21 protein-coding genes and 2 pseudogenes are annotated in these 23448 nt (G+C 59.6%); 11 read left to right on the top strand and 12 right to left on the bottom strand.

What is annotated here, in order from left to right:
- Positions 1-10: 10 nt before the first annotated feature.
- Positions 11-1006, bottom strand: coding sequence for an SIS domain-containing protein (locus tag A7A09_RS13275; protein WP_106691857.1), 996 nt, complete (start codon positions 1004-1006; stop codon positions 11-13).
- The gene (locus A7A09_RS13280; RefSeq protein WP_106691858.1) at positions 1003-1929 is read right to left on the bottom strand and encodes an N-acetylglucosamine kinase; all 927 of its coding nucleotides are present in this window, start codon (positions 1927-1929) and stop codon (positions 1003-1005) included. Before A7A09_RS13280 ends, A7A09_RS13275 begins: the two co-directional genes overlap by 4 nt.
- Positions 1930-2155: 226 nt before the next feature.
- Between A7A09_RS13280 and A7A09_RS13285 the strand changes: the two genes are divergently transcribed.
- From A7A09_RS13285 to A7A09_RS13300, 4 genes are all read left to right on the top strand, one after another.
- Positions 2156-3418 carry an extracellular solute-binding protein gene (locus A7A09_RS13285; protein ID WP_106691859.1) on the top strand — a complete coding sequence of 421 codons (1263 nt, stop codon included), beginning with the start codon at positions 2156-2158 and terminating at the stop codon, positions 3416-3418.
- A gap of 68 nt (positions 3419-3486) precedes the next feature.
- Complete coding sequence (locus tag A7A09_RS13290) at positions 3487-4374, top strand: carbohydrate ABC transporter permease (RefSeq protein ID WP_106691860.1); 888 nt, start codon at positions 3487-3489, stop codon at positions 4372-4374.
- Positions 4374-5231 (top strand): carbohydrate ABC transporter permease, encoded by an 858-nt coding sequence (locus tag A7A09_RS13295; RefSeq protein WP_245999338.1) that lies wholly within the window; start codon positions 4374-4376, stop codon positions 5229-5231. The genes A7A09_RS13290 and A7A09_RS13295 overlap by 1 nt, the downstream gene beginning before the upstream one ends.
- Before the next feature lie 33 nt (positions 5232-5264).
- On the top strand, positions 5265-6356 hold the full coding sequence (locus tag A7A09_RS13300; RefSeq protein WP_106691862.1) for an ABC transporter ATP-binding protein: 1092 nt from the start codon (positions 5265-5267) through the stop codon (positions 6354-6356).
- Between the two features lie 46 nt (positions 6357-6402).
- Here the strand turns inward: A7A09_RS13300 and A7A09_RS13305 are convergent, their stop codons facing one another.
- The 3 genes from A7A09_RS13305 to A7A09_RS13315 form a co-directional block, all read right to left on the bottom strand.
- On the bottom strand, positions 6403-7149 hold the full coding sequence (locus A7A09_RS13305; RefSeq protein ID WP_106691863.1) for an SIS domain-containing protein: 747 nt from the start codon (positions 7147-7149) through the stop codon (positions 6403-6405).
- Entirely contained in the window at positions 7146-7415 is a 270-nt protein-coding gene (locus tag A7A09_RS13310; protein ID WP_106691864.1) for a hypothetical protein, read from the bottom strand. Before A7A09_RS13310 ends, A7A09_RS13305 begins: the two co-directional genes overlap by 4 nt.
- A gap of 62 nt (positions 7416-7477) precedes the next feature.
- Positions 7478-8506 carry an AraC family transcriptional regulator gene (locus A7A09_RS13315; protein WP_148043663.1) on the bottom strand — a complete coding sequence of 343 codons (1029 nt, stop codon included), beginning with the start codon at positions 8504-8506 and terminating at the stop codon, positions 7478-7480.
- Between the two features lie 49 nt (positions 8507-8555).
- On the opposite strand from A7A09_RS13315, the gene dctP reads away from it, so the two are divergent.
- Positions 8556-9344, top strand: a complete 789-nt coding sequence (dctP, locus tag A7A09_RS13320) for a TRAP transporter substrate-binding protein DctP (protein ID WP_245999366.1) — start codon at positions 8556-8558, stop codon at positions 9342-9344.
- Positions 9307-9405 (top strand): annotated as a pseudogene (locus A7A09_RS21545) (IS200/IS605 family transposase); the annotation flags it as partial. The gene dctP and the pseudogene A7A09_RS21545, both read left to right, overlap by 38 nt.
- A gap of 12 nt (positions 9406-9417) precedes the next feature.
- Here A7A09_RS21545 and A7A09_RS13330 read toward each other — a convergent pair.
- From A7A09_RS13330 to A7A09_RS13350, 4 genes are all read right to left on the bottom strand, one after another.
- Positions 9418-10521, bottom strand: a complete 1104-nt coding sequence (locus A7A09_RS13330) for an ABC transporter ATP-binding protein (protein ID WP_106691867.1) — start codon at positions 10519-10521, stop codon at positions 9418-9420.
- A 42-nt stretch (positions 10522-10563) separates the two neighbouring features.
- Positions 10564-11529 (bottom strand): NAD(P)/FAD-dependent oxidoreductase, encoded by a 966-nt coding sequence (locus A7A09_RS13335; RefSeq protein ID WP_211341130.1) that lies wholly within the window; start codon positions 11527-11529, stop codon positions 10564-10566.
- A gap of 622 nt (positions 11530-12151) precedes the next feature.
- Complete coding sequence (locus A7A09_RS13345; RefSeq protein ID WP_245999339.1) at positions 12152-13318, bottom strand: ATP-binding protein; 1167 nt, start codon at positions 13316-13318, stop codon at positions 12152-12154.
- A gap of 1151 nt (positions 13319-14469) precedes the next feature.
- The gene (locus tag A7A09_RS13350; protein WP_106691870.1) at positions 14470-16014 is read right to left on the bottom strand and encodes a winged helix-turn-helix domain-containing tetratricopeptide repeat protein; all 1545 of its coding nucleotides are present in this window, start codon (positions 16012-16014) and stop codon (positions 14470-14472) included.
- 138 nt (positions 16015-16152) lie between these two features.
- Between A7A09_RS13350 and A7A09_RS13355 the strand changes: the two genes are divergently transcribed.
- From A7A09_RS13355 to A7A09_RS13375, 5 genes and pseudogenes are all read left to right on the top strand, one after another.
- Positions 16153-16521, top strand: a complete 369-nt coding sequence (locus A7A09_RS13355; protein WP_106691871.1) for a cupin domain-containing protein — start codon at positions 16153-16155, stop codon at positions 16519-16521.
- A gap of 143 nt (positions 16522-16664) precedes the next feature.
- A pseudogene (locus A7A09_RS13360) lies at positions 16665-17743 on the top strand (PLP-dependent cysteine synthase family protein).
- Positions 17744-17746: 3 nt separating this feature from the next.
- A complete protein-coding gene (locus A7A09_RS13365) occupies positions 17747-19216 on the top strand; it encodes a pyridoxal phosphate-dependent decarboxylase family protein (RefSeq protein ID WP_106691872.1) in 1470 nt (489 codons plus the stop codon).
- A 165-nt stretch (positions 19217-19381) separates the two neighbouring features.
- Entirely contained in the window at positions 19382-19897 is a 516-nt protein-coding gene (locus A7A09_RS13370) for a hypothetical protein (RefSeq protein ID WP_211341131.1), read from the top strand.
- Between the two features lie 97 nt (positions 19898-19994).
- Positions 19995-20549 carry an IS66 family transposase gene (locus A7A09_RS13375; RefSeq protein ID WP_106691874.1) on the top strand — a complete coding sequence of 185 codons (555 nt, stop codon included), beginning with the start codon at positions 19995-19997 and terminating at the stop codon, positions 20547-20549.
- Between the two features lie 58 nt (positions 20550-20607).
- Here A7A09_RS13375 and A7A09_RS13380 read toward each other — a convergent pair whose 3' ends face one another.
- From A7A09_RS13380 to A7A09_RS13390, 3 genes are all read right to left on the bottom strand, one after another.
- Complete coding sequence (locus tag A7A09_RS13380; RefSeq protein WP_106691875.1) at positions 20608-21234, bottom strand: response regulator transcription factor; 627 nt, start codon at positions 21232-21234, stop codon at positions 20608-20610.
- Positions 21231-22499, bottom strand: a complete 1269-nt coding sequence (locus A7A09_RS13385) for a sensor histidine kinase (protein ID WP_170167105.1) — start codon at positions 22497-22499, stop codon at positions 21231-21233. The genes A7A09_RS13380 and A7A09_RS13385 overlap by 4 nt, the downstream gene beginning before the upstream one ends.
- Before the next feature lie 122 nt (positions 22500-22621).
- Entirely contained in the window at positions 22622-23176 is a 555-nt protein-coding gene (locus A7A09_RS13390; RefSeq protein WP_106691877.1) for a putative pterin-binding protein, read from the bottom strand.
- Between the last annotated feature and the right edge of the window lie 272 nt (positions 23177-23448).

Raw genomic sequence — 23448 nt, forward strand, 5'->3', positions numbered from 1 at the left:
TGACGGCCGGTCAGGCCGCCTTGATCTTGGTGTCTGTTTGCCGGTAGCGGAATTTCGTGTCTGTCAGCCCGGCGGCATCCGACAGTTCGGCCGCCAGCAGTTGAGCGGGAAGAATGTCGAGAATGCCGCGCATGATACGGTTTTCGCTTTGCGGAACGCGAATGACTGCAAGGTTTTCTGCGTCCGGGATTTCGCTGTCGGCGGTGATCAGCAGGACCGCGCATCCGATTTCCGCCATGTCACGGGCCAGTTTCACTTCGCGGCCTTCTCCGATGATAACGACTCCGGTTGTGCGGTCCATCGCCTCCATCGGGCCGTGGAGATAATGGAGCGTATCGGTGGCGCCGGCCGGAATCCGTGCCGCTTCGCGGATCAGCAGGCCGGTTTCGCCTGCGGTACCAAGCGCCGAGTTGGCGCCAACGCAATCTATCGCCCGGCGTTGGTGAAAAAGTTCCCGCAGCCGGGGCATGGCGGCGCCTGCATCACTCAGAACCTTTTCCGCAAGAGCCGGTAGTTCCTGCCAATCTGTCCCGGAAGCGCCGCAAATCATGTCAGCAAGGATCCCCGTGGCAAGCAGTGTCGCGGTGTAGCCGGTGCTCGATGGGGTGGCGTCCTCGCCCGACCGGAAGCAAAGGCTTGCATCGGCCGCATCGGACAGTGGATTGCCGCCCTCGCTCGTGACTGCCAGCGAGGGCGTTCCGGCATGGGCTTCCAATGCGTGCACCGGCTCGATGCTGCGCCCCCCGGCTGACAGGGCGATGATGCTGTCGGCGGCATTGCCAGGCTGCATCAGATCGACCGCGTGCCATGCCGCCGCGCGTTTATCCCGGCGCTGCAACTCTCCTGCGGTGACGACCGCTGCCTCAAAACTGGCGCCGATACCCGCGACGGCGATCGAGCCCCCGGAAAAACGCGAAAGGTCGAGATTGCGGATTTCCTCGTTGATGGTTTTCAGGCTGTCGGCAAGCTGTTGGGGCTGACGTGCGATGGTGGAACGGTAGCTCATGGGTTCTCCTCGGTTGCGGATTGGGAAAAATCGGGGCGAAGGCGTCGCGCGATGGCGCAGGCCCCGGCAACGGGCGGGCCGTCGAGAATGCGGGCTGTCATTCTGTTGCTGAAGCGTGACGAGATTTGCCTCAGGAACGCGTCGGCAAGAGGGGGCTGGGCGCGGATGACTCCGCCGCCGGCGACGACTTTGCGCGCGCGCGCTCCCCTTGCGATGAGCCGGGCGATCAGATCCACGAGTGCTGCGGCGCCCTCGTCGATGGCGCGTTGCGCCAAAACCGATCCGGCGGCTGCCGCGTCGAAGACCGCTGCGGCGTGGCTGCCGAGGCTCGCGGCGCTCTTGCTGCCCGAGATGGCACTGCCCAAGCGCACGGTTCTGTCGATCCCGAGGCTTTCGCATAACAGCCGGACCAGCGGTTCATCCGGTGTGCCACCCTGATCCAGATACAGGCTGGCGATCCGGGCGGCTTCGCGCACAAGCCCCGAGGCACTGCCCTCATCACCGATCACCCAGCCCCAACCACCCGCGACCAACATCTCGCCATCCGGGTTCCGGGTCACGGCGATGGAGCCGGTGCCGGCGACGACGCCGATTCCGTCATGCACGCCCATGGCTGCCGGGATCAGTTCTGCGTCGTTGACCACGCGAACAGGAAAGCCGGCGAGGGCCACAAGCGCTGATTCGAAGGCCGCACATTCCTGGGCATCGTCGCAGCCATGTGCTCCGACGGCCATGGCGGCGATGGGGCGGCCATCGGCGACTCTGCTGCCCAGCCGGACCAGCGCCTGCGCATCCTTTGCCCAGTCATGCCTGCGCCACTCTGCCGTAGGCAAAATCAGCTCCCGCTCCCCGTCGGTAGGAGCGGTCGCACGCAGATGCGTCTTGGTGCCGCCGATATCTACACCCAGATAAAGGTCTGCCATCCAGGGATTCCTCAAGTTAGTAAGGTATTATTACAAACAGGTATTGAAGCGCTGTGCAACCATGGATTTGCATAATTATTCAGTAATAACTGATATAAAGTGTTATTCTGCGCTCTCTAAAAATTAGCTATTGAACGATCCTGATTTATTAGTAAAGTAACTTAACAATATTGGCAAGCCGAGTGTCGTTGTTGATTCGGGGCCGGCGGTGAGAGGAGGGGAGCTTATGACGATCACAATGAGGCCGCGGGTGCTGTGGCTTGCTTTGGCGGGTGCGGCGCTTGCCGGTCATGCCGGTGCGCAGGAGTTGGACTACTGGGTCTACTCTGATTTTGCGCAGGGCGAGGCGCTGGAGCTTCAGCAGAGTTTTATCGACGAGTTCAAGGCCGAGCATCCGGAGGTGGAGATCACCATCTCGGGGCGGGGCGATGACGATCTGCTGACCGGGCAGATCGCGGGCGCGGCCAGCGGGACCGGGCCGGATGTGTTCATGAACTCGACCTCGCTGGGGGCGATTCTGGTCGAGGCGGGGGCGCTGAAGAACATCTATGAAGACTGGATGGCTATGCCCGAAGAGTTTCGCAAGCAGTTCAATCCCGACCTGATCGACATGTGTTCGCCCGAGCCCGAGGTGATGTATTGCCTTCCCTATACCGGCTATGGCTCTTTCATGTATCGAAACCTCGCAGTCCTGAAAGAGGCCGGCATCGACCCTGACGCGCCGATCCGGGACTGGGAGGACTGGAAGGCGCAGATGGAAAAGATCGAGGCCATTGGCAAGAAGGCCGTGCCCGACATGTCGCAGACCTGGTTCTCGGTCGCCAATGCCTATTCGGGCGTGGCCGAACCCGGCGAATGGGGGATCGATTTCGAGAACGACAAGACCTTGATCGAACCGGATAAGCTTGCCGCCGCCGCGCAGCTCCTGGTCGATATGAAGCCTTATTCCACCGGAACCTCCGAGGACGATCAGGCAACCAAGGATCTGTTCATGAGCAATGAGCTGGCCTTTATCGTGGGCGGTCCGTGGATTAACCCGATCTTCGAGCAAGCCGCAGAAAACGGCGATCTCGAATATGACTGGGTTCTGGTTCCCGGCGCCGAGGAAGGCAAGCATGGCGGCGTGAAGGGCTTTGAGTTCATCGGTGTCGCGCCCAAGGAAAATGCCGGGATATCGTGGCTGTTCGCGGCCTATGTCGCCGAGAAGTCGCAGATGAGCCGTTGGGCCGCCGCGCTTGGCCGTTATAACAGCAACGATGAAGCCCTGGCCGATCCCGAGGTGTCGGGTCATCCCCTGTTGAAGATTACCAACGACGCGGCGAAAAACGCGATCTTCAACCGCCCGCCCTTCTTTGTCGAGGCTTATCCCGCCGATTACTGGTCGGTGCTTCTGGACGGTATCGCCTCGATCGTCGAGGGGGACGAAACCCCTGATGAGGGCGCCGCGCGTATCGTGGAAGAGCTGGACGAAGTTATCGCTTATAACTGAGGCCTTACTGTCAAGCAGCGGCCGGCATTCCGCCGGCCGCGCCGTATCCCCGCCCGGCAGAGAGATACATGCGACTTACCAAGAGCCTACCCAATTTCATGATGCTGACGCCGTTCATGCTGTTGTTCGGGGCGTTTTTTCTTTACCCGATCCTCAGCGGCTTCGGTTACAGCTTTTTCGACTGGGACGGCATTCACGAGCCCGCCTTTGTCGGGTTGAAGAATTACGAAATGATCCTGAACGCGCGCAGTTCCCGGATCGCGGCAACCAACCTGCTCACCTATGTCATGATCACGGTTCCTTTGGGGGTGTCCGTCGCCTTTGGGCTTGCCCTGCTGGTCGATCATTTCCAGGGATTCTGGGCCCGGTTCTTCCGTAGCGTTTATTTCGTGCCTGTGGTGATGCCGCTGTTTCTGGCGGCAACCATCTGGCGCTGGATCTATGCGCCCAATTTCGGCGTGCTCAACCTGATCCTCGGCTGGTTCGGCTTTGAGAATGTCCGCTTTTTGACCGACCCGGATGTGATGTTGTATTCGCTCATCGGTGTCGATGTCTGGGTTTCGGCGGGCTTCAACATGGTCATCCTGCTGGCGGGGCTCAAGGATATTCCACGCCATTACTATGAGGCTGCGCGGCTGGATGGAGCCAACAAGCTGCAGGAGATCCGTTATGTAACCCTGCCGATGATCCGCCCGGTGATGATCTTTGTCGTCACCTACAGCTTCATCTCGGCGCTGCAGGTGTTCGATATCCCCTGGCTCCTGACCGGGTCGTCCTTTCTCGATTACGGCGGCAGGCGGGATGCGTTGCTCTTTCCCGTCATGGACATGATGGGGCGCGGTTTCGGACGGTTGGGCTTTGGGCAGGCGGCGGCCTATGGCTTTCTGCTTACCCTCGTGATCGTGGCGATCACCGCGACAATCTTTGCCTTCCAGCGCAAGAAGGAGAACGGATGATGAGCATAGCCCTGCTGCCGCGCATGTCCCGGATCACTCCTTGGAGCGTGGCGAAATGGACGCTTGCCATCTGTATCGCGATCGTTGCGGCCTTCCCGATCTGGTGGATGTTCAACGTGGTATTCGCCGACCCGGGTCAGCCGGTGTCGCTGAACCCGCGTCTTTATCCGACTTCGTTCAGTTCGGGGATCAGCAATATCCAGCGTGTTTTGACCGAGACCGGCTATCTGCGTGCCTATTACGTCTCGGTCGCCTATACGATCCTGACCATCGCCGGGGTGCTGCTGGTCAGTTCGATGGCGGCATTCGAGTTCGCCCTGTTCGATTTTCCTGGCAAGCGAATCCTTTTCGCCGTCGTCATGTTGTCGCTGATGGTGCCGATGGCGGCGACGCTGATCCCCACCTATCTGCTGGTGGCCAGGCTGGGTTGGCTCAATACCATGCAGGGGCTGGTTCTTCCGGGACTTGCATCCGCCTTTGGCCTGTTCATGCTGACGCAGTTCATGAAAAGCATCCCGCGCGAGATGCTGGAGGCGGCGCGGCTGGACGGAGCGAGTCATTTCCAGCTTTACTGGCATGTCGCCCTGCCGCTGTCGCGGACGGCGCTTGTGACACTGGCTATCCTGACCTTCATGAAAACATGGGGTAATTTCATCTGGCCCCTGGTGGTCAGCCAGAAACCCGAGATGTTCACGGTGAGCCAGGTGGTCAGCCTGTTCAACTCACCGCTGTCCCATACCACGGTGGATGTGGTAATGACGGCCAATCTGCTGGCCGCGGTCCCGCCGCTGATCTTCTTTCTCATCTTCCAGCGCCGCATCGTAGAAGGCATCGCCTCGACGGGCAGCAAGGGCTGAGCGCTGCGGATCATTCGAAACGGAACAAGACCCATGTCATCTCTTGAAATCACCAACGCACACAAGAATTACGGCGCTGTCGAGGTGCTGAAGGACATCTGCCTCGATGTCTCCAGCGGGGAGTTCGTCGTCTTTGTCGGCCCTTCCGGTTGCGGCAAATCTACCCTGCTGAGAATGATCGCGGGGCTCGAAGAAATCAGCGGTGGCGAGATCCGCCTTGATGGACAGGTCATCAACGACACCGATCCCGCACGCCGGGGCGTGGCGATGGTGTTCCAGTCCTATGCGCTGTATCCGCATATGACCGTGGCCGAGAATATGGGCTTTACGCTGAAACTTTCGCGGGCTCCGAAACGGGAGATCACGGAAAAGGTCGATCAGGCGGCCCGGATCCTGCAGCTGGAGAAACTGCTCGACCGCAAGCCCGGCCAGCTTTCGGGCGGCCAGAAACAGCGGGTGGCGATCGGGCGGGCCATCGTGCGCGAGCCGAAGGTGTTCCTGTTCGACGAGCCACTGTCCAATCTGGATGCCGAGTTGCGCATCCAGATGCGAGCCGAGCTTGCCCTGTTGCACAAGCGGCTTGGCAGCACCATGATCTATGTCACCCATGACCAGGTCGAGGCGATGACGCTGGCCGACAAGATGGTGGTGATGAATGGCGGTGTGATCCAACAGGTGGGGCGGCCGCTCGATCTGTATGACGATCCCGACAACATGTTCGTGGCGGGGTTCGTGGGAACGCCGCGGATGAATTTCCTTGAAGCCGAGGTGGCGGGGTTGAACGCCGGAACCGTCGAGGCGCGGTTGTCCGGTTCGGACAGCGGGCTGCGCTTCGCGCATGGCGGGGCCGGGCTTTCGGTGGGGCAAAAGGTGACGCTGGGGATCCGGCCCGAGCATATCGCGTTGTCCGATCATGGCGGTTCCGCGACATTTCCGCTATCGATTGGTTTTGTCGAGGAACTGGGCGAGAGCACATGCGTTCACGGCGAGATCCCGGGCGGCGCAAGGGTCACGGTACTGTCCCACGGCGCCCGCTTTGCCGATGACCGGCAGGTGCATACTTGTTTCGATCCTGCGAAGGTTCTGGTGTTTGATCAGCAGGGACGCCGCGTCAGGAGCGGGTGAGGCCACCCGCCTCGCGGCGGACGGCATATGTCATGGCCCGATCTTGCTATGAATGGATTTTCGTATCGTTCTGCCGATAGCGGAAATTGCAGGATTCAAAGCCACGGGATTCCGCGACCTCGACGACCAGTAACTGGGCAACAGCCGCCTGAACAATCGCCCCGATCAGGTCATCACCGGCTGCCGGCAGCGTCAGGACGCAAAGGTTCCGCCTTTCCTGCACCGCCTGTGATTGAGTAATCAGGACCGTCGGAATTCCGTAATCCGCGCTGTCCTGGGCAAGCGTGATCTCCCTCTCTTCGCCGAAAAGGACGATTGCCGTGGCGTCGTTGTTCGGCTCCATCGGCCCGTGCAGGAAATTATGGGTCGCCCAGCTATGAGCCGGGATACGTGCGAATTCCCGCATAAGAAGTGCGGCGTAGCCCGCAATGCCGAAGGCGCAGCGATTACCGACAAGATCGACCGACGTCCTGTCCAGCAGCATATGCGCAGCCTTGCCGATATGCGGGCGGACCGAGGACAGGGCATTGTCGAGTTGCCCGGAAAGTGCCGAGAAATCCGTTTGCTGGCCGCTCAGGGCATCCCCCAGAAGCCCCAAGGCCTGCACCGTCCCGACGAAGCTGGCAGTATTGGGGCTGCTGTCCGCCGAGCACCCGGTCGCGATGAGCGAGTCGACATGATCCTCCATGGGGTTGTCGGCTGTACAGCAGATGCCGATCGAAAGCCGGGGCTTCAACTGCCGGAGCGCCTCGATCGGCTCGACGCTGCGTCCCGATGCGGAAATCGCGATCACCGTATCGGCAATTGAAGGCGGGCCCCGTAAAGCTCGCCGCTGGTTAGGGTATTGGCGGCCAGCCCCTGTCGATGCCACCTGGATGCCGCGCTGAGTGCGGCGTAATAGCTGGCACCCGTCGCGGTCAGCAGCGGTGATCCGGGATGAGACAGTTTCGATCGCAATGCCCGGATCTGGTCAAGCACTTCAACCCGGCTGGCTTCCAGCATCCCGGGTTGCCTCGCAATCGCGCTGCGAAAATCCACTTTCTGCAATTTGCTCTCCATGGCAGGTTTCATCTACCATCCCGTAACCGTCAAACTGCGAAGCTTCTTGCATGTTTGTGCTGTCAGTCGCGGGGCAATGGGGTGATGACGTCCTGATATTCCCGGGGGGTCATCCCTATTGTCTTGCGGAATTCCCGGCTCATATGACTTTGGTCGCTGAAACCTGCCGCCAATGCGGCGTCGGTGAGCGAGGTGCCCTGAGAGATTTCCAGTTGGGCGCGGGCAACCATCAACTGCAGTTTCAGGCGGCGGGGCTGTATGCCATGATTTGCCAGGCACAGGCGCGACAACTGGAAACGGCTCATGCCCAGTTGCGTGGCGACCTCTTCGACCCGAATGACACCCTCTGCGGTTTCGGCGGTGGGGTCCGGCGACAGGTTTTGCAGGATAGCCTGGGCCTCGGGCATGTCTCGCGGTGCCGAACCGTGTTCGCGAGCCTTCCCGCGGCTGATACAAAACTGCAGCAGGCAGGCAATATCTGCCAGACCCACATTGGCCGGGCGTGCATGCAATTCCAGCCGGATACCCCTGGGCATGTGAAAAAGGATATTGTCATCGGTGACCGGTTCGATGAATCGCAATGATTCATGCGCATGAGTGCGATCAAGCAGTTCGCTCCATGCGTCGTCATTGGCATAGATGACGAAATACCGGTTTTCCCGTTCCAGCCAGGTGCTGGCATGGGCGTCAAAAGCGTTTAGCAATACCACCGAACCCATGGGCTGGGGAATGGTTTTCCCGCCGATATCGAGTTGCGCGGCCCCTTCGAGGACGCAACCGAAGTTATAGGTAGGGTGACAATGCAGCGTACCCGGTTCCGCTTTGGTGCAAATATCAAAAATGTCGAAGCCGGGTTCTATGCGCCAATGTGCGAGAGTCCTGGACGTCGATTGCGGCATGAGCGCATGTAGCCTGCGGCTGTTAAAGCGTAATTCGTCCTGCGAACCGCCGATGGCGCCCGGATGGCTGAAGCACCACCCATAAAAACCGCTTCTGCACAAACTTTCAAGATCGGGGCCAGCGCCCACAATAAGGTTGCGCGAATTCGTCAGACCAACTTGCTCTTGAAGGGAGGAACCAATGAAGGTCAAGTTTCTGGGATCGACCGTATCCGCGATGGCGGTGGTTGCGACTGTGACAATGGCGCAGGCAGCGGAAAACGGGGCTCAATGCGCGGCGGAGCTTGATGGCGAGGCCTATTTCAGGATTTCGCATCAGAACTCGACGACCAGTCCCATTCATCCCAAGCTGGAGGAAATCGTCGCCGATATCGGGGAACAGACGGATGGGAAGCTGAAACTCGAAATCTTTCCTGCGGCGCAGCTTGGGGGGCCAGTTCAGGCGCTTGAGCAGGCGACTTTCGATGAAAACATCATCTTTTACATGTCTGCAGGAAATCTCGCGACGGCGGGCGTCGCCGATTATTCCATCCTGAACGGGCCGTTTCTAACCCCGACGTTGGAGGACGCGCAGAAGCTCGCGGCGTCTGATCTGGTCACAGAGATGAACGGGCAACTTTCCAAAAAGGGCGGCCTCAGGGTTCTGGCGCTCAACTGGTTCGATGCGCCTCGCTCGATCCTGGGGCACAAGCCTTATCCGAAGCCCGAGGATCTTTCGGGCATCAAGATGCGGGTTCCGGAAGCCCCGGCCTATGTCCGGACCTTCGAGGTGCTGGGCACCGCGCCGCAGACCATTCCCTTTTCCGAACTCTACCTGGCACTGCAGCAGGGCGTGGTCGATGCGGCTGAGGGCGGGATCCGCGGAATGGCGGATGCCAACCTGATGGAGGTCGCCGATACGGTGACCATCACCGATCATTTCCGGCTGTTCTACGGCTTCGCCATGAGCGAGAACCTGTTCTCCGAACTGCCGATAGCCTGTCAGGATGTGCGGTTACTTCTCGACGACCTCGGGAAATGTCAGCAATGACATCATCCGCCAGTATCTGGAGTTGCGCTCCAACCGGGATGCTACCGGTGCAAGCCGGTAGGAAGTTCACTGATCAACCGCCTGCTGGCCCGTTCAGACGTTCTCCCTGATCGTCGAACAGATGCAGTGATGTCACGTTGGTGCGCAGGCAGATATCTTGTCCTCGGGCGAGATCCAGCGATCCCGCAAGCTTTGCGATCACCGGTCTATCGGAAAGCCCCGCATCAAGATGCACCAGTTGGACTTCTCCCAGATGCTCGATATGGTCGATATTGCCTGCAAAGATGTGGGAGCCATCCTGCGCCAGCGACAGATCTTCGGGGCGGACACCGATACGGACGGTGCGGCCGGTGGCATCACCGGTCATCCGCATGGCAACCTCGGCGCTGCCGTTCGCGGTGTGTTCAATGATTACCCGATCGCCGCCGTTTCCGGTGATCCTGCCCTCGACGATATTCATTGCCGGAGAGCCGATGAACTGTGCGACGAATATGTTACGGGGGCTGCGATACAACTCTTTTGGTGCGCCGATCTGTTCGACATTGCCGTCTTTCAGCACCACGATGCGGTCGGCAAGAGTCATCGCCTCGACCTGATCGTGGGTGACATAGATCATCGTCGTATCGGGCATGGCCTGTTTCAGCTTGGCGATCTCGATCCGGGTGGCGACGCGTAATGCGGCATCCAGATTCGACAAGGGCTCATCGAAGAGAAACACCCTGGGGTCGCGCACGATGGCCCGTCCGATGGCGACACGCTGGCGTTGTCCGCCCGACAATGCCTTGGGGTGGCGATCCAGATAGTCGCCCAGTTGCAGGATATCGGCGGCATGCCGGACGCGCCTTTCTATCTCGGCTTTTTTCATGCCGGCGATCTTCATGCCGAAGGCCATGTTGTCGCGCACGGTCATATGCGGGTACAGTGCGTAGGACTGAAAGACCATGGCGATGCCTCGCTTGGAGGGTTGGACATGGTTCATGAGTTGACCCTCGATGCGCAACTCCCCCGAGGTGATGTCTTCCAGCCCGGCAATGCTGCGCAGAAGCGTGGACTTGCCGCAGCCCGAAGGGCCTACAAAGACCATGAACTCGCCCTTCTCGATATCGAGATCGATGCCATGCAGCACCTCCATCGCGCCATATGATTTCCTTACTTGACGGATTGTCAGCTCGGCCATTTTGCGAAACTCCAGTTGCGGCTCGTCGGTGGTGCAGGCGGGTCAGCGCCCGGGGGTCATGTCCGACAGGACCCGGGTGATCGGGTCCGGCCGCTCATTCCGGATTTCGATTGCGTTGCGACGGCGGATAGCGGCGCGCACCAACCTGCCGCCAAGATAGCGGAAGGGTTCGGAAGGTAATTTGAGACGTTTTCCGATCCCTACCAGCCCGCTTTCGCTCCAGCGGTCGCGGCTGCCCAGGGCAAGGCTGGCCAGGATACGGCCGGCAATCGGTGTCTGGGCAATGCCTGTGCCGTTGAAGCCCATACCGAAAAAGATGTTGGGATGCTTGACCAAATGGTCGAAGACCGGCACATGATCGGCCGAGCAGTCTATGGGACCGGCCCAGTCATGGGTGATCGTGAGATCCGCAAGCTTGGGATAGACACGATGAAGCTCTGCGATATTGTCGCGCCCGCGCTTGGTGCTGCGATTGAACTCGGCGCCAAAATTCTCACGAAAGGCGGTCAACCCGCTGCCGTGGCCAAAGATCACCCGGCCTCTCGGTGTCCGTTGATAATACAGGACCTGCCGCTGAGAATCGCAGATCGCCGCTCCGTCGCGCCAGCCCAGATCGTCCAGGCGCTGCGGGTTCTCTTCCGTGGCGATGACCTGACTTTGCACGATGTAGAGATATTGCCGTAACTCGGGAATGCCGGCCAGCCACGCATTGGCAGCCAGCACGAGTGTCGGCGCAGTCACTTCGTCGGCCGGGGTACGCAGTCGGCAGATCGTGCCGGGATGGATTTCGAGAACCGGCGAATTCTCGTGAATGATCACGCCACGTGCAATGGCCAGATTATGCAGACCGACGGCTAGCTTGCCCGGATGAACGGAACCGGCATCGGCTTCGATGACCCCGGTATAGGAAACGGGTGAACCGGTGCGACGGTGGATTTCGTCTGCGTCAAGCGGCCGGGAATGATCGGCGCCGGCGCAGCCTCGGTCATCGCGACAGCCTGTGACCATGCTCCTTCCTGGGCCGTCGAACTGGCCGTCCAGAGCCAGCCATCGAGACGCAGGTCGCAATCGATCAGGCCCCGGTCGTGAAGCGCCCTGATCTCGGCAATACTGTCGGCTGTGTCGGCGCAAAGACGCCGCGCCTCCTGCTCACCCACCACTGCGGCCACCGTCCAACGCGAGGCCTAGCGGTTGGGTCGAGACATCGATGCTGAACTGCACTTTCTCTTCGACGAGGCACCTCACAAGGGCGGCGTCGGAATGGGTGCCGAGATGCACCCAATCCGCATCCTGCAATGCCTCGTGGTCGATATGACCACCTCCCTGTTGGACTTGCCTCGCGCCAATCGGCGCGAGGTCTTTATGCCGTCTTACGGCATCACATAGGGGAAAATCATGTTGGAAACTCGAACAGGAAGCCGACATAAGATAGATGCGTATTCCATGGCGCGGGATTTGGCCCTTTTCTCCAGCTTGGGCCAAAGCGCTCCTAAGTCCTTGAAGCTGTCGGGCTTGGCGGTTCATGCGTTGCAGGCTGCATACCATAGATCGCCTGTGCTGCGTGACATCTGGACGACCGGCACCGGGAACGGATACCGTGCCTGCAAAAAGCAGGGATCGCCATGATTTCCTAGCCCCACAAACTCGACAATGGGACTGCCGCGAGGCGATCGCCAAACGGCACGACATCCGCGCCATCATAGAGGACGACACCAAAGGCGAAGCGATCCCCGCGCGCTTCCGCCATGGCGCGTAAGCTTCCAAAATCTCCAGCCTTGACCGTGGCGCTTGCCTTGACTTCGATGGCCGCGATGATCCCGTCATCGCGCTCCAGTACGATGTCCACCTCGCGCATATCCCGGTCCCGGAAATGATAAGCTGTCAGGTGCAGATCCGAGGCTGTCATCAGTTTCAGCACTTCCGAGAACACGAAGCTTTCCAGCAATGCCCCGAATTTCTCACGATCCGCCTTCAACCGGTCGAAGGTCAACCCTCGCGCCGCCGCCAGCAGGCCAGAGTCGAGGAAATGCAGTTTCGGCGTTTTCACCATGCGTTTCAGTCCGTTGGTAAACCAGGGCTGCACTGTGGCGATCAGGAATACCTGTTCGAGCAGTCCGACATAGCGCTGCCCGGTCTTGTGACTGACATTGATGCTGGCCCCGAACTGCGAATAATTGACCAGTTGACCGGAATGTTCGGCCAGAAGCCGCACGAATTTCGGAAGTTCGGTCAATTTTTCCACTTCCGCGATGTCCCGCAAATCGCGAGTGAGAACAGAGGTCAGATAGGAGCGCGCCCAGTCCTGCCGCCGCCGCTCGCGTTCACGCGTGATCGCTTCGGGAAAACCGCCAAGCAGGACGAGTTGGACGAGATCATCGCCGACAAGGGCCTTGGGCTGGCTCTGCAGATTTCCGTTGAAGAGGCGTTCCAGGAAGCTTGGTGTCCGATCTTCGATTTCGGCTCTCGAAAGCGGCAACATCTGAAGGGTTTCCATGCGACCGGCGAGACTGTCGGCAACCCGCGGCAAGGTCAGCACGTTCGCGGAGCCGGTGAGAAGAAACCGGCCTGGCCGATAATCCTCATCGACCGTTTTCTTGATCGCCAGCAGCAGTTCCGGGGCGCGTTGGATCTCGTCGATGATGGCCCGGTCCAAGCCCCGGATGAAGCCTGCCGGATCGGATCGGGCTGCCTCGAGCACGGTCTGATCATCGAGTGTGATATAATCCCGACCGGCTTCCTTCATCTCCTTGACGAGCGTGGTCTTGCCTGCCCGGCGTGGTCCCACAATCAGAACCACGGGCGTATCGGATAGTGCTTCTTCTGCCCGGTGCTTTATAAACCGTTTGAACATCCCGTCTCCAAATCTGCAGCTATTTGGAACTATCATCTTCGGCTAATTGGAAGTCAAGTATCCGCAATTTGGAAGTGATTGGACCGCGATCTGGGAGCTTTCCGGGAAGGGAAGAGCTTCGCCTGTTGATTGAACTACGGTTCTGGAGGTGTGTTTCCAGGCGATATTCGAGTTCGGAAAATTTTGAGCCGGCCAAAAGCATCAAGGTTGGCGTTGAGGCATTACACCGTTTCTTGACCGGCAGGAAACGCGCTGATTGCCACTTTGATCAGGAAATCCGTCGCATGCGCGAGGCGTCGTTTGGGACGGCTACACATATGCGGTGACATTGGCCCAGGTCTCGGGATGCCTGCCGGCATGCAATGTTCCCCCCTTCACATAATGTAGCCGTATTCCCATCGGCCAGCGCGGCAGCGGTGATGCCTGTCTCACGACTCCGGAGCGTTCCGTTTATTCAGAATAGCCTGATGGCGGCGGCAATTTCGATGGCCCCATAGCGTGAAGGGCGTGGTGAGGATTTCGGAAGCTGGTTATGCGGTTGGTTCTGACCACGCCGGTATCACGAGCGATAGTCCTGCATCCGGCTGCGCTTTCGCGCGACCAACTGACCGCTGTCATTGCGGGTGCATGTGACATAGTCCGAGTTGGAGGCGATCGACTGGCTCGATACTATCCCCTGTTGCCGTCGCGCGCTCGGCGGCGCGACGTTCCGAACCAGAGCAGATGCTGCCGGAAGGGATGCTTCCAGCCTGGCGAAGGGCCGAGCATTCCCTCGTAGCGATCATGATCAGTGCAGCCTGGCCTTGCCCCATCTAAGCCAGCAGGCAAGTCTCGTCGACCTGGGTGACGCCACCGGCTGCGCCTCCGCCGATGATGGAGGTGCCGCCGGATGCGGAGGCAGCCGCCGAACTTTCGACATGCGCGGAACTTGAAGAACTGGATGTTGCGCTGCTGGTAGTCGTCTGGGCTCCCGCCGAGGATGCTGATATCGCCGATGCGGTCATGATGAGCACTGCGGCGCAGACGACCAAATTGACATTTATATTACAGGTATTCAAACCCGCGAATGCCCCAAAATCGGTTCCACGAAACCGGCCTCAGAAGCCCTGCCGGCGCAGCTCGGCGGCGATCTGTTCGCGAGAGGTGACATCGCGTGTCGGAAAGGCCGCGAAATAGTCTGCCGCCTTGGCATCGGGCTTGAGCCGGTGCGTTTCTTGCCGCCAGCGGGCTGCGTGATCGCGGCGACCGGCCAACCCGTTCGCGGCAAGTGCAAGCATGGCGATCAGGTAATGAGCTCCGGGCGTCTTGGCCGCGCGTTCGGCCCAATCGGCCGCGGCTTGATGGTCCCCCTGTTGGAGCAGTATCTGCGCACGGACCCCGTGAATTCCGTAGAGCAGCGGGTCCAGGGGGCTGAGATGCAGCGAGGTGTCCAGGGCGGCCATCGTCGCTGGCACGTTGCCGGTCAGCATTGCGGTGAATGCCGAAGCATAGAATCCCTGGGCATAGTTCGGGTTGAGGGTCGTCGCCCGTGCCAGCCAATCGGCGGCAACTTCGGGCTCGTTCGTCAACCAGTATGAGCGGCCCATGGTAAAGTTCGCGAACGGATCGAGAGCATCGAGTTCCAGGCTGCGTTCGGCGTTTCGCCGGGCTGCGCATGCCGCAGCCGCTGGATCGGAAACAAGGTGCAGGAAGGCTTGCAGAAAGCTGGTGAAGGACAGCCCGGCATGGGCGCGGGCGAAGCGTGGATCTACTGCGATCGCCCGTTCGAAACATTTCTCCGCGAGCATCGTGTCGGAGGCAGTGAAGCGATAGAGATGACGCAGGCCGAGATGGTAATTGGCCCAGGGATCCAACCCGTCGGGACCGTTCAGTCGCGCAATTCGTGCTTCGTTCAAGGGTATGTGGGTTTCGAGCGCCGAGACAAGATGCACGACGATCTGTTCTCTCAGGTCATCGATTTCGTCTAGCGGGGTCGTGAGCCGGTCAGCCCAGATGATTTCGCCGGAACTGGTGTCGGTCAGTTCCAGCGTCACTGCAACCGTCCGGTGCCTGCCTTCAATGATACCGGACAGGACATAACGCGCCGCGAGCGCTGTCGCGACCAGAGCCGTATCGGTGGTGGCCTGACTAAAGCGGAATGTCGAGCCTCGGGCGATAACCGCCAGCCATCGTAGCCGCGACAATGCCTCGATGATCTCGTGGGGAATTGCTTCGCCCAGAATGGCAAGATCAGGTGAAATCCCGAGCGGTTGGAGGGGCAGAACGGCAATCGAGGGTCGCCCCGCCGGAGGTTCGAGCGGCTTCCCGCTGGCTTCGATCGAAACCCGCGCCGGGATATTCGTCATTTCCGCGACAAAGCGAAAACCGCGACCATGCACGGTGCGGATAATTTTCTGGTGTACACCGTCATCGCCCACGGCTTGCCGAACCATGCGGATGCTGCTGGAGATGCTGGCATCCGAGACTGCCCGGCCCTGCCAGACTGTCGCGGCGAGTTCATCCTTCGTCACCATGCGGTTGTGATGCCGGACGAGATGAATCAGTAATGAAAGCGCCTGCGGTTCAACCCGCACCGGTTCGCCGGAACGGCTGAGCTGGAAATGCTCGGAGTCGAGTCGAAGATCTCCAAAAAACCATGTCATATGCGAGAATACGACATAATCGCGAAGTTCTGCATGATTCCTTCAGGATTCCGTCAAGCTTGCCCGAAGCTAAGGGCATAGGTTCGAAGGTATGGCGGTTGATCCGCCGATAATCCTGCCCCAACATGGAGAGAGACGATGCAACAGCAAGTGATAGAAACTCGACGGTTTGATGCTCCAGACGAACTTCTCGACATGAAGGAGCGAGGGGGAATCTCGATCATCAGGATGGGCGACGGTAGCATGGGAATGCATGCGATCTTCGAGCCCGGCTGGAACTGGGAGATTGACGAGAAGCCGCTGCTCGGCTCACCCGAGTCCTGCCCGATGCAGCATACCGGCTATTGCATCTCCGGCGAGCTCGTCGTTCGCATGATCGACACCGGGGTGGAGACGCGCATCCGCACCGGTGACTTCTTCGAGATCCCGCCGGGACATGATGGCTATGTCGATGGCGCTGATCGAGTCGAACTGATCCTGTTCGCGCCGCCCGAGCATCAACACTGAGGTCACCCTCGCGAGGAGGCCGTTTTCACCCATGGTTTGCGCGCGAGGATCACGCCCCTCGTCCACTGACTAGTGATGTTCCCGCCGGGCCGATCGGCGGGGCAGGCAGGACGCCGATCCTGGAAAACAAATGGAGAGTAGTGATGGACGCGATGACAATGCGAATGACACAGGGTCGCGGGAGGCTGTTCGACAGCATACTCGAAACTATCGGAGACACCCCCGCAATCCGGATCTGTACCCTCGCGCCTTCCGGGGTGGAGATCTATGTGAAGGCCGAATTCTTCAACCCGGCCGGGTCCGTCAAGGACCGGCTGGCTCTCAGCATCATCGAGGAAGCAGAGCGGGAGGGACGTTTGAGCCCGGGCCAGACGGTCGTCGAGGCGACATCCGGGAATACCGGGATCGGGTTGGCCATGGTCTGTGCGGCGAAGGGTTATCCGTTGGTCGTAACGATGGCAGACAGTTTCTCGATCGAGCGACGCAAGCTGATGCGGATGATGGGTGCAAAGGTCGTGCTGACCCCACGGGCGGAAAAAGGTTTCGGCATGTATCGCAAGGCGGTCGAACTGGCCGAAGCCAATGGCTGGTTTCTCGCACGCCAGTTCGAGACCGACGCCAATGCCCGCATCCACGAGAATACGACCGCACGCGAAATCCTTGCTGATTTCAAGGAACGGCGTCTGGACTACTGGGTCACCGGCTACGGCACGGGCGGCACGGTGACGGGCGTGGGCCGTGTGCTGCGCCGCGAACGCCCGGAGGTGAAGATCATCCTGTCGGAGCCTGCCAATGCGCAGCTTCTGGGCAGCGGCCAGTCGCAGCTCCGCAATGCCGATGGCTCGCCCACCGGAAGTCATCTCGCCTTCGAGCCGCACCCGATCCAGGCTGGACGCCCGATTTCATTCCCCATGTGCTGCAAGAAGCGGTGGATGCCGGCCTCTATGACGAACTGATCCCGGTGGCCGGGCCCGACGGCATCGCCTGGGCGCAGAAACTTGCGCGACAGGAAGGGATCCTGACCGGTATCTCTGGCGGAGCGACCTTTGCGGTGGCCATGAAGATCGCGGAAAGGGCGGAACCGGGCAGCGTCATCCTTTGCATGCTGCCCGACACGGGTGAACGCTACATGTCCACGCCGCTTTTCGAAGCCATCCCCGAGGAAATGACCGACGACGAGATAGCGCTGTCGCGCTCCACTCCCGGATATCAGTTGGATTGAGCGATGGGGGACAGCACCGAAACCCTCGACCCTGCGGACTGGGACCCGCTCAGGGTCCTTGCCCGCCGTATCGTCGACGACGCGATCGACTACACGAAGGGAGTGCGTGACCAGCCGGTCTGGCGAGACATGCCGCCCGAGGTGCGCGCCCATTTCCGGAGTCCCGCACCGCAAGCCGGGAAACCGCTTGAAGAGGTCTATGACGAACTCGTCGTCAATATGCTGCCCTTTCCGATGGGGAATATCCATCCGCGCTTCTGGATGTGGTACATGGGCGCGAGCAACTTTACCGGAGCGCTCGGCGATTTTCTGGCCGCGATCCTCGGGTCGAATCTCGGTGGCGGAGACCATGCCGCGGCCGAGATCGACAAGCAGGTCGTCAACTGGCTGAAGGAGATGATGGGCTATCCGGCAGAGGCGAGCGGCACGCTGGTGTCGGGCGGCTCGATGGCCAACCTGATCGGGCTGACCGTGGCACGCAACCGGATGTCCGGCATTGACCTGCGCGAACTTGGTCTGGCTGCGTTGAAAGCTCCCATGCGGTTCTACGGTTCCGACCAGCTCCATTCCTGCCACCGGATTGCGTTGGAGGCCTTGGGCCTGGGCAACCGCGCCCTTTGCCGTGTTCCGTCTGATCCGGGGTGCCGAATGGATATTGCCGCTCTGCGCGCTGCTATTGCCGAAGACCGGGCGCGCGGGATCAACCCCGCCTGCGTGATTGCAACCGCGGGAACAGTCAATACCGGCTCTCTCGACGATCTGGAGGCAATTGCCGATCTCTGTGCCGAGGAAGGGCTTTGGCTGCATGTGGACGGCTGCATCGGCGCGCTCCTGGCCATCGCGCCGGAAAGCCGGAGGCTGGTTCGGGGCATTGCGCGTGCCGACTCCATCGCGTTGGACCCGCACAAATGGCTGCACGCCCCATTCGAGGTCGGATGTGTCCTGGTCCGGGATGCACAGTTGCATCACGGCACCTTCACGGTTACGCCCGAATATCTGGAGAACGCGCCGCGCGGCATTGCGTCAGGAGCGTGGTTGCATGACTTGGGACTTCAGACATCGCGCGGGTTCAGGGCGCTCAAGGTCTGGATGGCGCTGAAGGAACATGGTGTCACCAAGTTCGGCCGCCTGATCGAACAAGATCTTGCACACGCACGCTACCTGACAGAACGGATCGAGGCGATGCCGGATCTGAAAATCTGCTTTCCGACATCCATAAACATCGTGTGCTTTCGTTACGATCCCGGAGGGTTGCCGGAGTCGGTGCTGAAGAAATTGAACACGGAAATCATGGTGCGAATGCAGGAGACCGGTGTCGCCGCGGTATCCGATACAACGGTGCGGGGCCGTCATTGCCTGCGTGCCGCGATCAACAACCACCGAACGGCACGTGAAGACCTGGATATCCTGGTCGACGAGGTCGCCCGTCATGGCACGCGGCTGGTTACCGGAATTATTCGTGAGCAATGCTGACATTCTTGCCGGCACGCTGGTTGTGTATTTGACTGTGCAGACAGGCTGCATGTCCGTTATCTACCGGCTTTCAGCAGGTGAATTACAGGAGCCGGAGGCTCTCACATTCCCTTCGGTTGCACTCATCGGGCTATTCTGAGAAGAATCCGATTTCGCGATAAGATATTGAACGGAGGTTTCTTTATGAGAAAAATACTTGGCCCGGCAGCGATGGCGATAGTACTGATACCGAACGCTGCGCTCGCTCAAGACCGTCAGGTGGAAGCAATATCCTATTTCAAGGAATATTGCCTTGGTTCGGCCGGGGACCTTTCGCGGGCCATCGACTCCTTGGCCAAATCCGATAGTTTTGGCGGGCAATCCCAATCCGGATCAGGTGCATTCATGTTTGCCAGCTTCGCCGGTCCGAACGATATCAATGCATCGGTCTTGTCGGGGGCAAGCATGACCGATGACAAGTGCAGCATCATGATGCTGAACGCGGCGGACCCGCTGAGACAGAGCGAAGCGATCGCTGCTCAGATGGCAAATACGGCAGGGGCCGATCTGCTGCGCTATGAGCCTTTTGGCGACTATGGCGATGGAGGCTTCGGTTATCGCGACGGTGATGCCGATATCATAATCGCCCCTGTGACGACAGGTGTATCGGCCGATATCGTGCATCTGAGCTATTACCCGTAAGTGTTGCTGGCCAGCAGGTTGTTGACGCTCTTGTCCATGTCTATGCGTTTCGCATAGCCTGGCGACACCTCGGGTGCGAGCCGAGGGGGATATCCTCATGAGCGACACCGGAACCAATGCAGCACCGATGCGGTTGTGCGCCATCGAGCGTGGCCGTCCTGTCCGGGCCTGCTGGCCCATGTGTTGGCCGGCAAATACGCCGACCATTTGCCATTGCATCGCCAGATGCCAGATCTTCGAGCGGGAGGGCATCGACCTCGACCGCTCCACCCTGGCCGACTGGGTCGGCAAATCCACCGCCCTGCTGGAGCCCCTGGCCGATACCATCGGGCGGCATGTGTTGGCAGGCGAAGCGATCTTCACGGATGACACGCCCATGCGCATGCTGGCCCCGGCACCGGAAAGATGCAGACGGCACGTTTGTGGGTCTATGCCCGCGATGAACGGCCATGGGGGGGCGATGCGCCACCGGCCGCGTGCTTATCGCTTCTCAGGCGACCGAAAGGGGAAACACCCCAAGAATCACCTCGCCCGGTTTGGTGGATGGATGCATGCCGATGGCTATGCCGGGTTCGAGGAACTCTACCGTTCCGGCGCTATCCGCGAGGTTGCCTGCATGGCCCATGTCCGGCGCAGAAGGGCAGCGGCATGATGGTATAGGGTGCCTTGAACAGATCATCTCGGGACGAAGGCGGTTGAGGGCAGAGCGACTATCCCAGCCCCCGACGGAACGCTTCGAGGGCGGCTTCCGCTCGGCTGGAGATCCCGAGTTTGCGATAAATGGCCTTGACGTAATCCCCCACCGTATATTCCGACAGGCCAAGATGGGCGGCGGCTTGCCTGATCGTCTTGCCGCGACCCAGTTCCGTGAGAACTTCGGTCTCCCGGCTGGACAAATGCACCAGTCCGTCTGCACCTTCCCTTAGCCGCGATTTCCTTGCCTGAAGCCGCGCCAGGCAGTCGAGCCTTGCGCAGATCGCGGCATCGAGCAATTCGATATCCACAGGCTTGACCAGATAGTCATCTGCCCCCGATTTGCGTCCGAGAACCTGATTGTCGTGATCTCCGAGCGCCGTAAGAAAGATGAATGCAGTATCGTCCAGTTCATGATGCTGTCGGCGGACGCTTTTCAGAAACTTGAACCCGTTCAGACCGGGCATCAGGATGTCGCAGAGGATGATGTCGGGATGGCACTCTTCGAGGATGCCACCGGCTTCACGGGCATTCCTGGCGCCGAAGGCCACGTAACCCAAATCCGTCAATTCCCCTGTCAGTTCTTCGAGCAGGTCTTTTTCGTCCTCGATACAAAGAATGGTTGCTGCGGTTTTCCTTTTCATCCCGTGCTCCCGGTCTGTTCTGTTGGCAGGCTGAAGGTGAAAGCGCTGCCCTTCCCCTCTTCGGAGATGAATGACAGCGTCCCGCCATGCAGTTCGATGATGGTTTGCGAGAGGCTTAGTCCCAATCCCGAACCGATAAAGGATGCGGCGTTGCCGCCACGATAGAAGCGGGTGAATATTTGCGGTTGCGCGGTTTCGGGGATGCCTATGCCCCGATCCCGAACCGAGCAGAAGACTTGCTCATGCTCGTGCCAGCTACGCATGTCGATGGCTGTTTCGTCGGGAGAATACTTGATGGCATTGGAAAGCAGGTTAAGAATGACCTGCTCGATCAGCGAGGCATCACAGCAGCAGGCAAGTTGCCCATCCGCCAGATCGGTGCGGATTATCCGTTCGGGCGTCAGTTCCATCTGATAGGCGATTGCGGTCCGCAGGATATCGTTCAGATCGTGGCGCGCGCGGGTAAGCGGCAGGTCCCGGGAATCCAGCCGCACCGCGCTTGTGACGCTGCCGACAAGTTGGGTCAGGCGCTGCGTTGCGTTTCGAATGCGCCGGGCTTTCGCGGCAATATCGGCAGGGGGGAAGTCGGCGGGGCGGCGCCCAAGCCGCTGTGCGACCATATCGATGATCGCCAGAGGCGTGCGGAACTGATGCGAAACCGTCGTGATGAAACTGCGATAAACCTCCTTGGCGCGCCGTTCGGTTTCAAGCGCCTTGCGTAATTCCATCGTTCGTTCTGCCACGGTCTGCTCAAGCCGGGACTTGTGATGCCGCAGCTCCTGGCTAGACCGCAGCGCGGCACGCATGCTGCTGACAAGCATCCACGACAGCGATGCTCCGGCAAGCAGCAAACCCGCGAAAGCCGTCTTCACGACATACATGGCCTTTCGTAACCGGTCACGGTGATCGGCCTTTTCGTTGCGATCAACAATCATGCTGTGATTGGCAATGCGGCCCAGATTGTCAGCCAGTTGGGTCAGAGAGGCCGCCACCACGGGAAGTTCCAGATCCTGCGGACCGGCAGTATTTTCCAGGATGGGAGACAGCCCGGCAAGGATACGCGCGTCCCGCGTCAGGTCCTCTGCGGCACCGATACGCGCGAGATAGGCTTTCTGCGGCTGCTCCGAAAGCAGAGCCATACGGCTGTGAAGGATGTCGAGACGCAACATCAACTCGTCCTTGCCGGTTCCCCTCAGGGCCATGACGAGGAGCGTTTCGTGCAGGCGCCTGGTCTCCTTTTCGGCCTGGCCTATCATCCAGAGCATGTTCTCCCCCACATCGGCACTGAGAGAGCGTTGAATTTGAACGAGTTGAGCAAAGGAATAGGTGAGCAATATCACAAAGCCGACGATTGCGAGGCCGGCCGCCAGAAGGAGACGGTTTCCCTTTACTGAATCTGTAATCGCCACAACTGCCATACCCACCGATGATCATATTGAGATTCTGCAAGCTCGGGGTTTTCGTCTCGAGGGTAGACGATCCAGTAAGGCCCCTTGTCGCGTCGGGTCATTGGTTTTCCGTCCATTTTCCTGGCAATAAGAACGTCGAAATCGGTAAAATCAGTGGCGGGAATTGAAATGCGGTAGTCGTTTAATGCCACGGCCTCGATGGACTTTATTTTCTGAAAATCTTTTTCTATTCCTGCTGCGGACAGCACATCCCGCGCAAGGGCACCTTCGAATTTTCGGGGGCCTTCCGTCCATGCGGTATGGGTTACCAGCGTCGTCTGAGGTAGCAAGGCAAAGTCCTGTTCGGTCAGCCTGTGTTCACTACCGGAGGAATCGACGATGATGAGTTCGGCCTGAGACGAGGCTGGCTCTGACGCGGCTGCATCGAGTGGCAATGTCGTCGCCGATATTAAAACCAAAACAGTCAGAATTGCATATATTTTAAGTGCCGCTCCAAGCCGTTTGACAGGAAAAGAAAAAGATGCGCTTGCCATAATGGAGATCTCCTTCTTTCATGTTCGTCGTGGCGGCGTGTTCTCCAACTATAGCATATTTCCTCCCCCCGTATTCGCGGGAATTTTCGTTTCAAGCAATATCGGTTATCGTTTCCGCCAGGTAACACCGAAGGCGAAGTTGCTCTGGCAGACCGAGCGAAAGATTCGGTTCCTTTAACGATTTGAGGAGAAGGGTGTCCGCACGTCCATTGAAGCCAATGCCAACAACATGTGTTTTGCGATCGCCGGTCTCGGTAATTTCCTGAATAGCC

Source organism: Paracoccus methylarcula (assembly GCF_003007735.2).
GTDB lineage: Bacteria > Pseudomonadota > Alphaproteobacteria > Rhodobacterales > Rhodobacteraceae > Paracoccus > Paracoccus methylarcula.

What these genes read in the sequence shown, in the direction of transcription:
- A7A09_RS13275 (WP_106691857.1), bottom strand. Translation starts at nt 1,006, where the DNA reads ATGAGCTACCGTTCCACCATCGCACGTCAGCCCCAACAGCTTGCCGAC.
- A7A09_RS13280 (WP_106691858.1), bottom strand. Translation starts at nt 1,929, where the DNA reads ATGGCAGACCTTTATCTGGGTGTAGATATCGGCGGCACCAAGACGCAT.
- A7A09_RS13285 (WP_106691859.1), top strand. Translation starts at nt 2,156, where the DNA reads ATGACGATCACAATGAGGCCGCGGGTGCTGTGGCTTGCTTTGGCGGGT.
- A7A09_RS13290 (WP_106691860.1), top strand. Translation starts at nt 3,487, where the DNA reads ATGCGACTTACCAAGAGCCTACCCAATTTCATGATGCTGACGCCGTTC.
- A7A09_RS13295 (WP_245999338.1), top strand. Translation starts at nt 4,374, where the DNA reads ATGAGCATAGCCCTGCTGCCGCGCATGTCCCGGATCACTCCTTGGAGC.
- A7A09_RS13300 (WP_106691862.1), top strand. Translation starts at nt 5,265, where the DNA reads ATGTCATCTCTTGAAATCACCAACGCACACAAGAATTACGGCGCTGTC.
- A7A09_RS13310 (WP_106691864.1), bottom strand. Translation starts at nt 7,415, where the DNA reads ATGGAGAGCAAATTGCAGAAAGTGGATTTTCGCAGCGCGATTGCGAGG.
- dctP (WP_245999366.1), top strand. Translation starts at nt 8,556, where the DNA reads ATGGCGCAGGCAGCGGAAAACGGGGCTCAATGCGCGGCGGAGCTTGAT.
- A7A09_RS13330 (WP_106691867.1), bottom strand. Translation starts at nt 10,521, where the DNA reads ATGGCCGAGCTGACAATCCGTCAAGTAAGGAAATCATATGGCGCGATG.
- A7A09_RS13335 (WP_211341130.1), bottom strand. Translation starts at nt 11,529, where the DNA reads ATGGTCACAGGCTGTCGCGATGACCGAGGCTGCGCCGGCGCCGATCAT.
- A7A09_RS13350 (WP_106691870.1), bottom strand. Translation starts at nt 16,014, where the DNA reads ATGACATGGTTTTTTGGAGATCTTCGACTCGACTCCGAGCATTTCCAG.
- A7A09_RS13355 (WP_106691871.1), top strand. Translation starts at nt 16,153, where the DNA reads ATGCAACAGCAAGTGATAGAAACTCGACGGTTTGATGCTCCAGACGAA.
- A7A09_RS13365 (WP_106691872.1), top strand. Translation starts at nt 17,747, where the DNA reads ATGGGGGACAGCACCGAAACCCTCGACCCTGCGGACTGGGACCCGCTC.
- A7A09_RS13375 (WP_106691874.1), top strand. Translation starts at nt 19,995, where the DNA reads ATGAGCGACACCGGAACCAATGCAGCACCGATGCGGTTGTGCGCCATC.
- A7A09_RS13380 (WP_106691875.1), bottom strand. Translation starts at nt 21,234, where the DNA reads ATGAAAAGGAAAACCGCAGCAACCATTCTTTGTATCGAGGACGAAAAA.
- A7A09_RS13385 (WP_170167105.1), bottom strand. Translation starts at nt 22,499, where the DNA reads ATGCTCTGGATGATAGGCCAGGCCGAAAAGGAGACCAGGCGCCTGCAC.
- A7A09_RS13390 (WP_106691877.1), bottom strand. Translation starts at nt 23,176, where the DNA reads ATGGCAAGCGCATCTTTTTCTTTTCCTGTCAAACGGCTTGGAGCGGCA.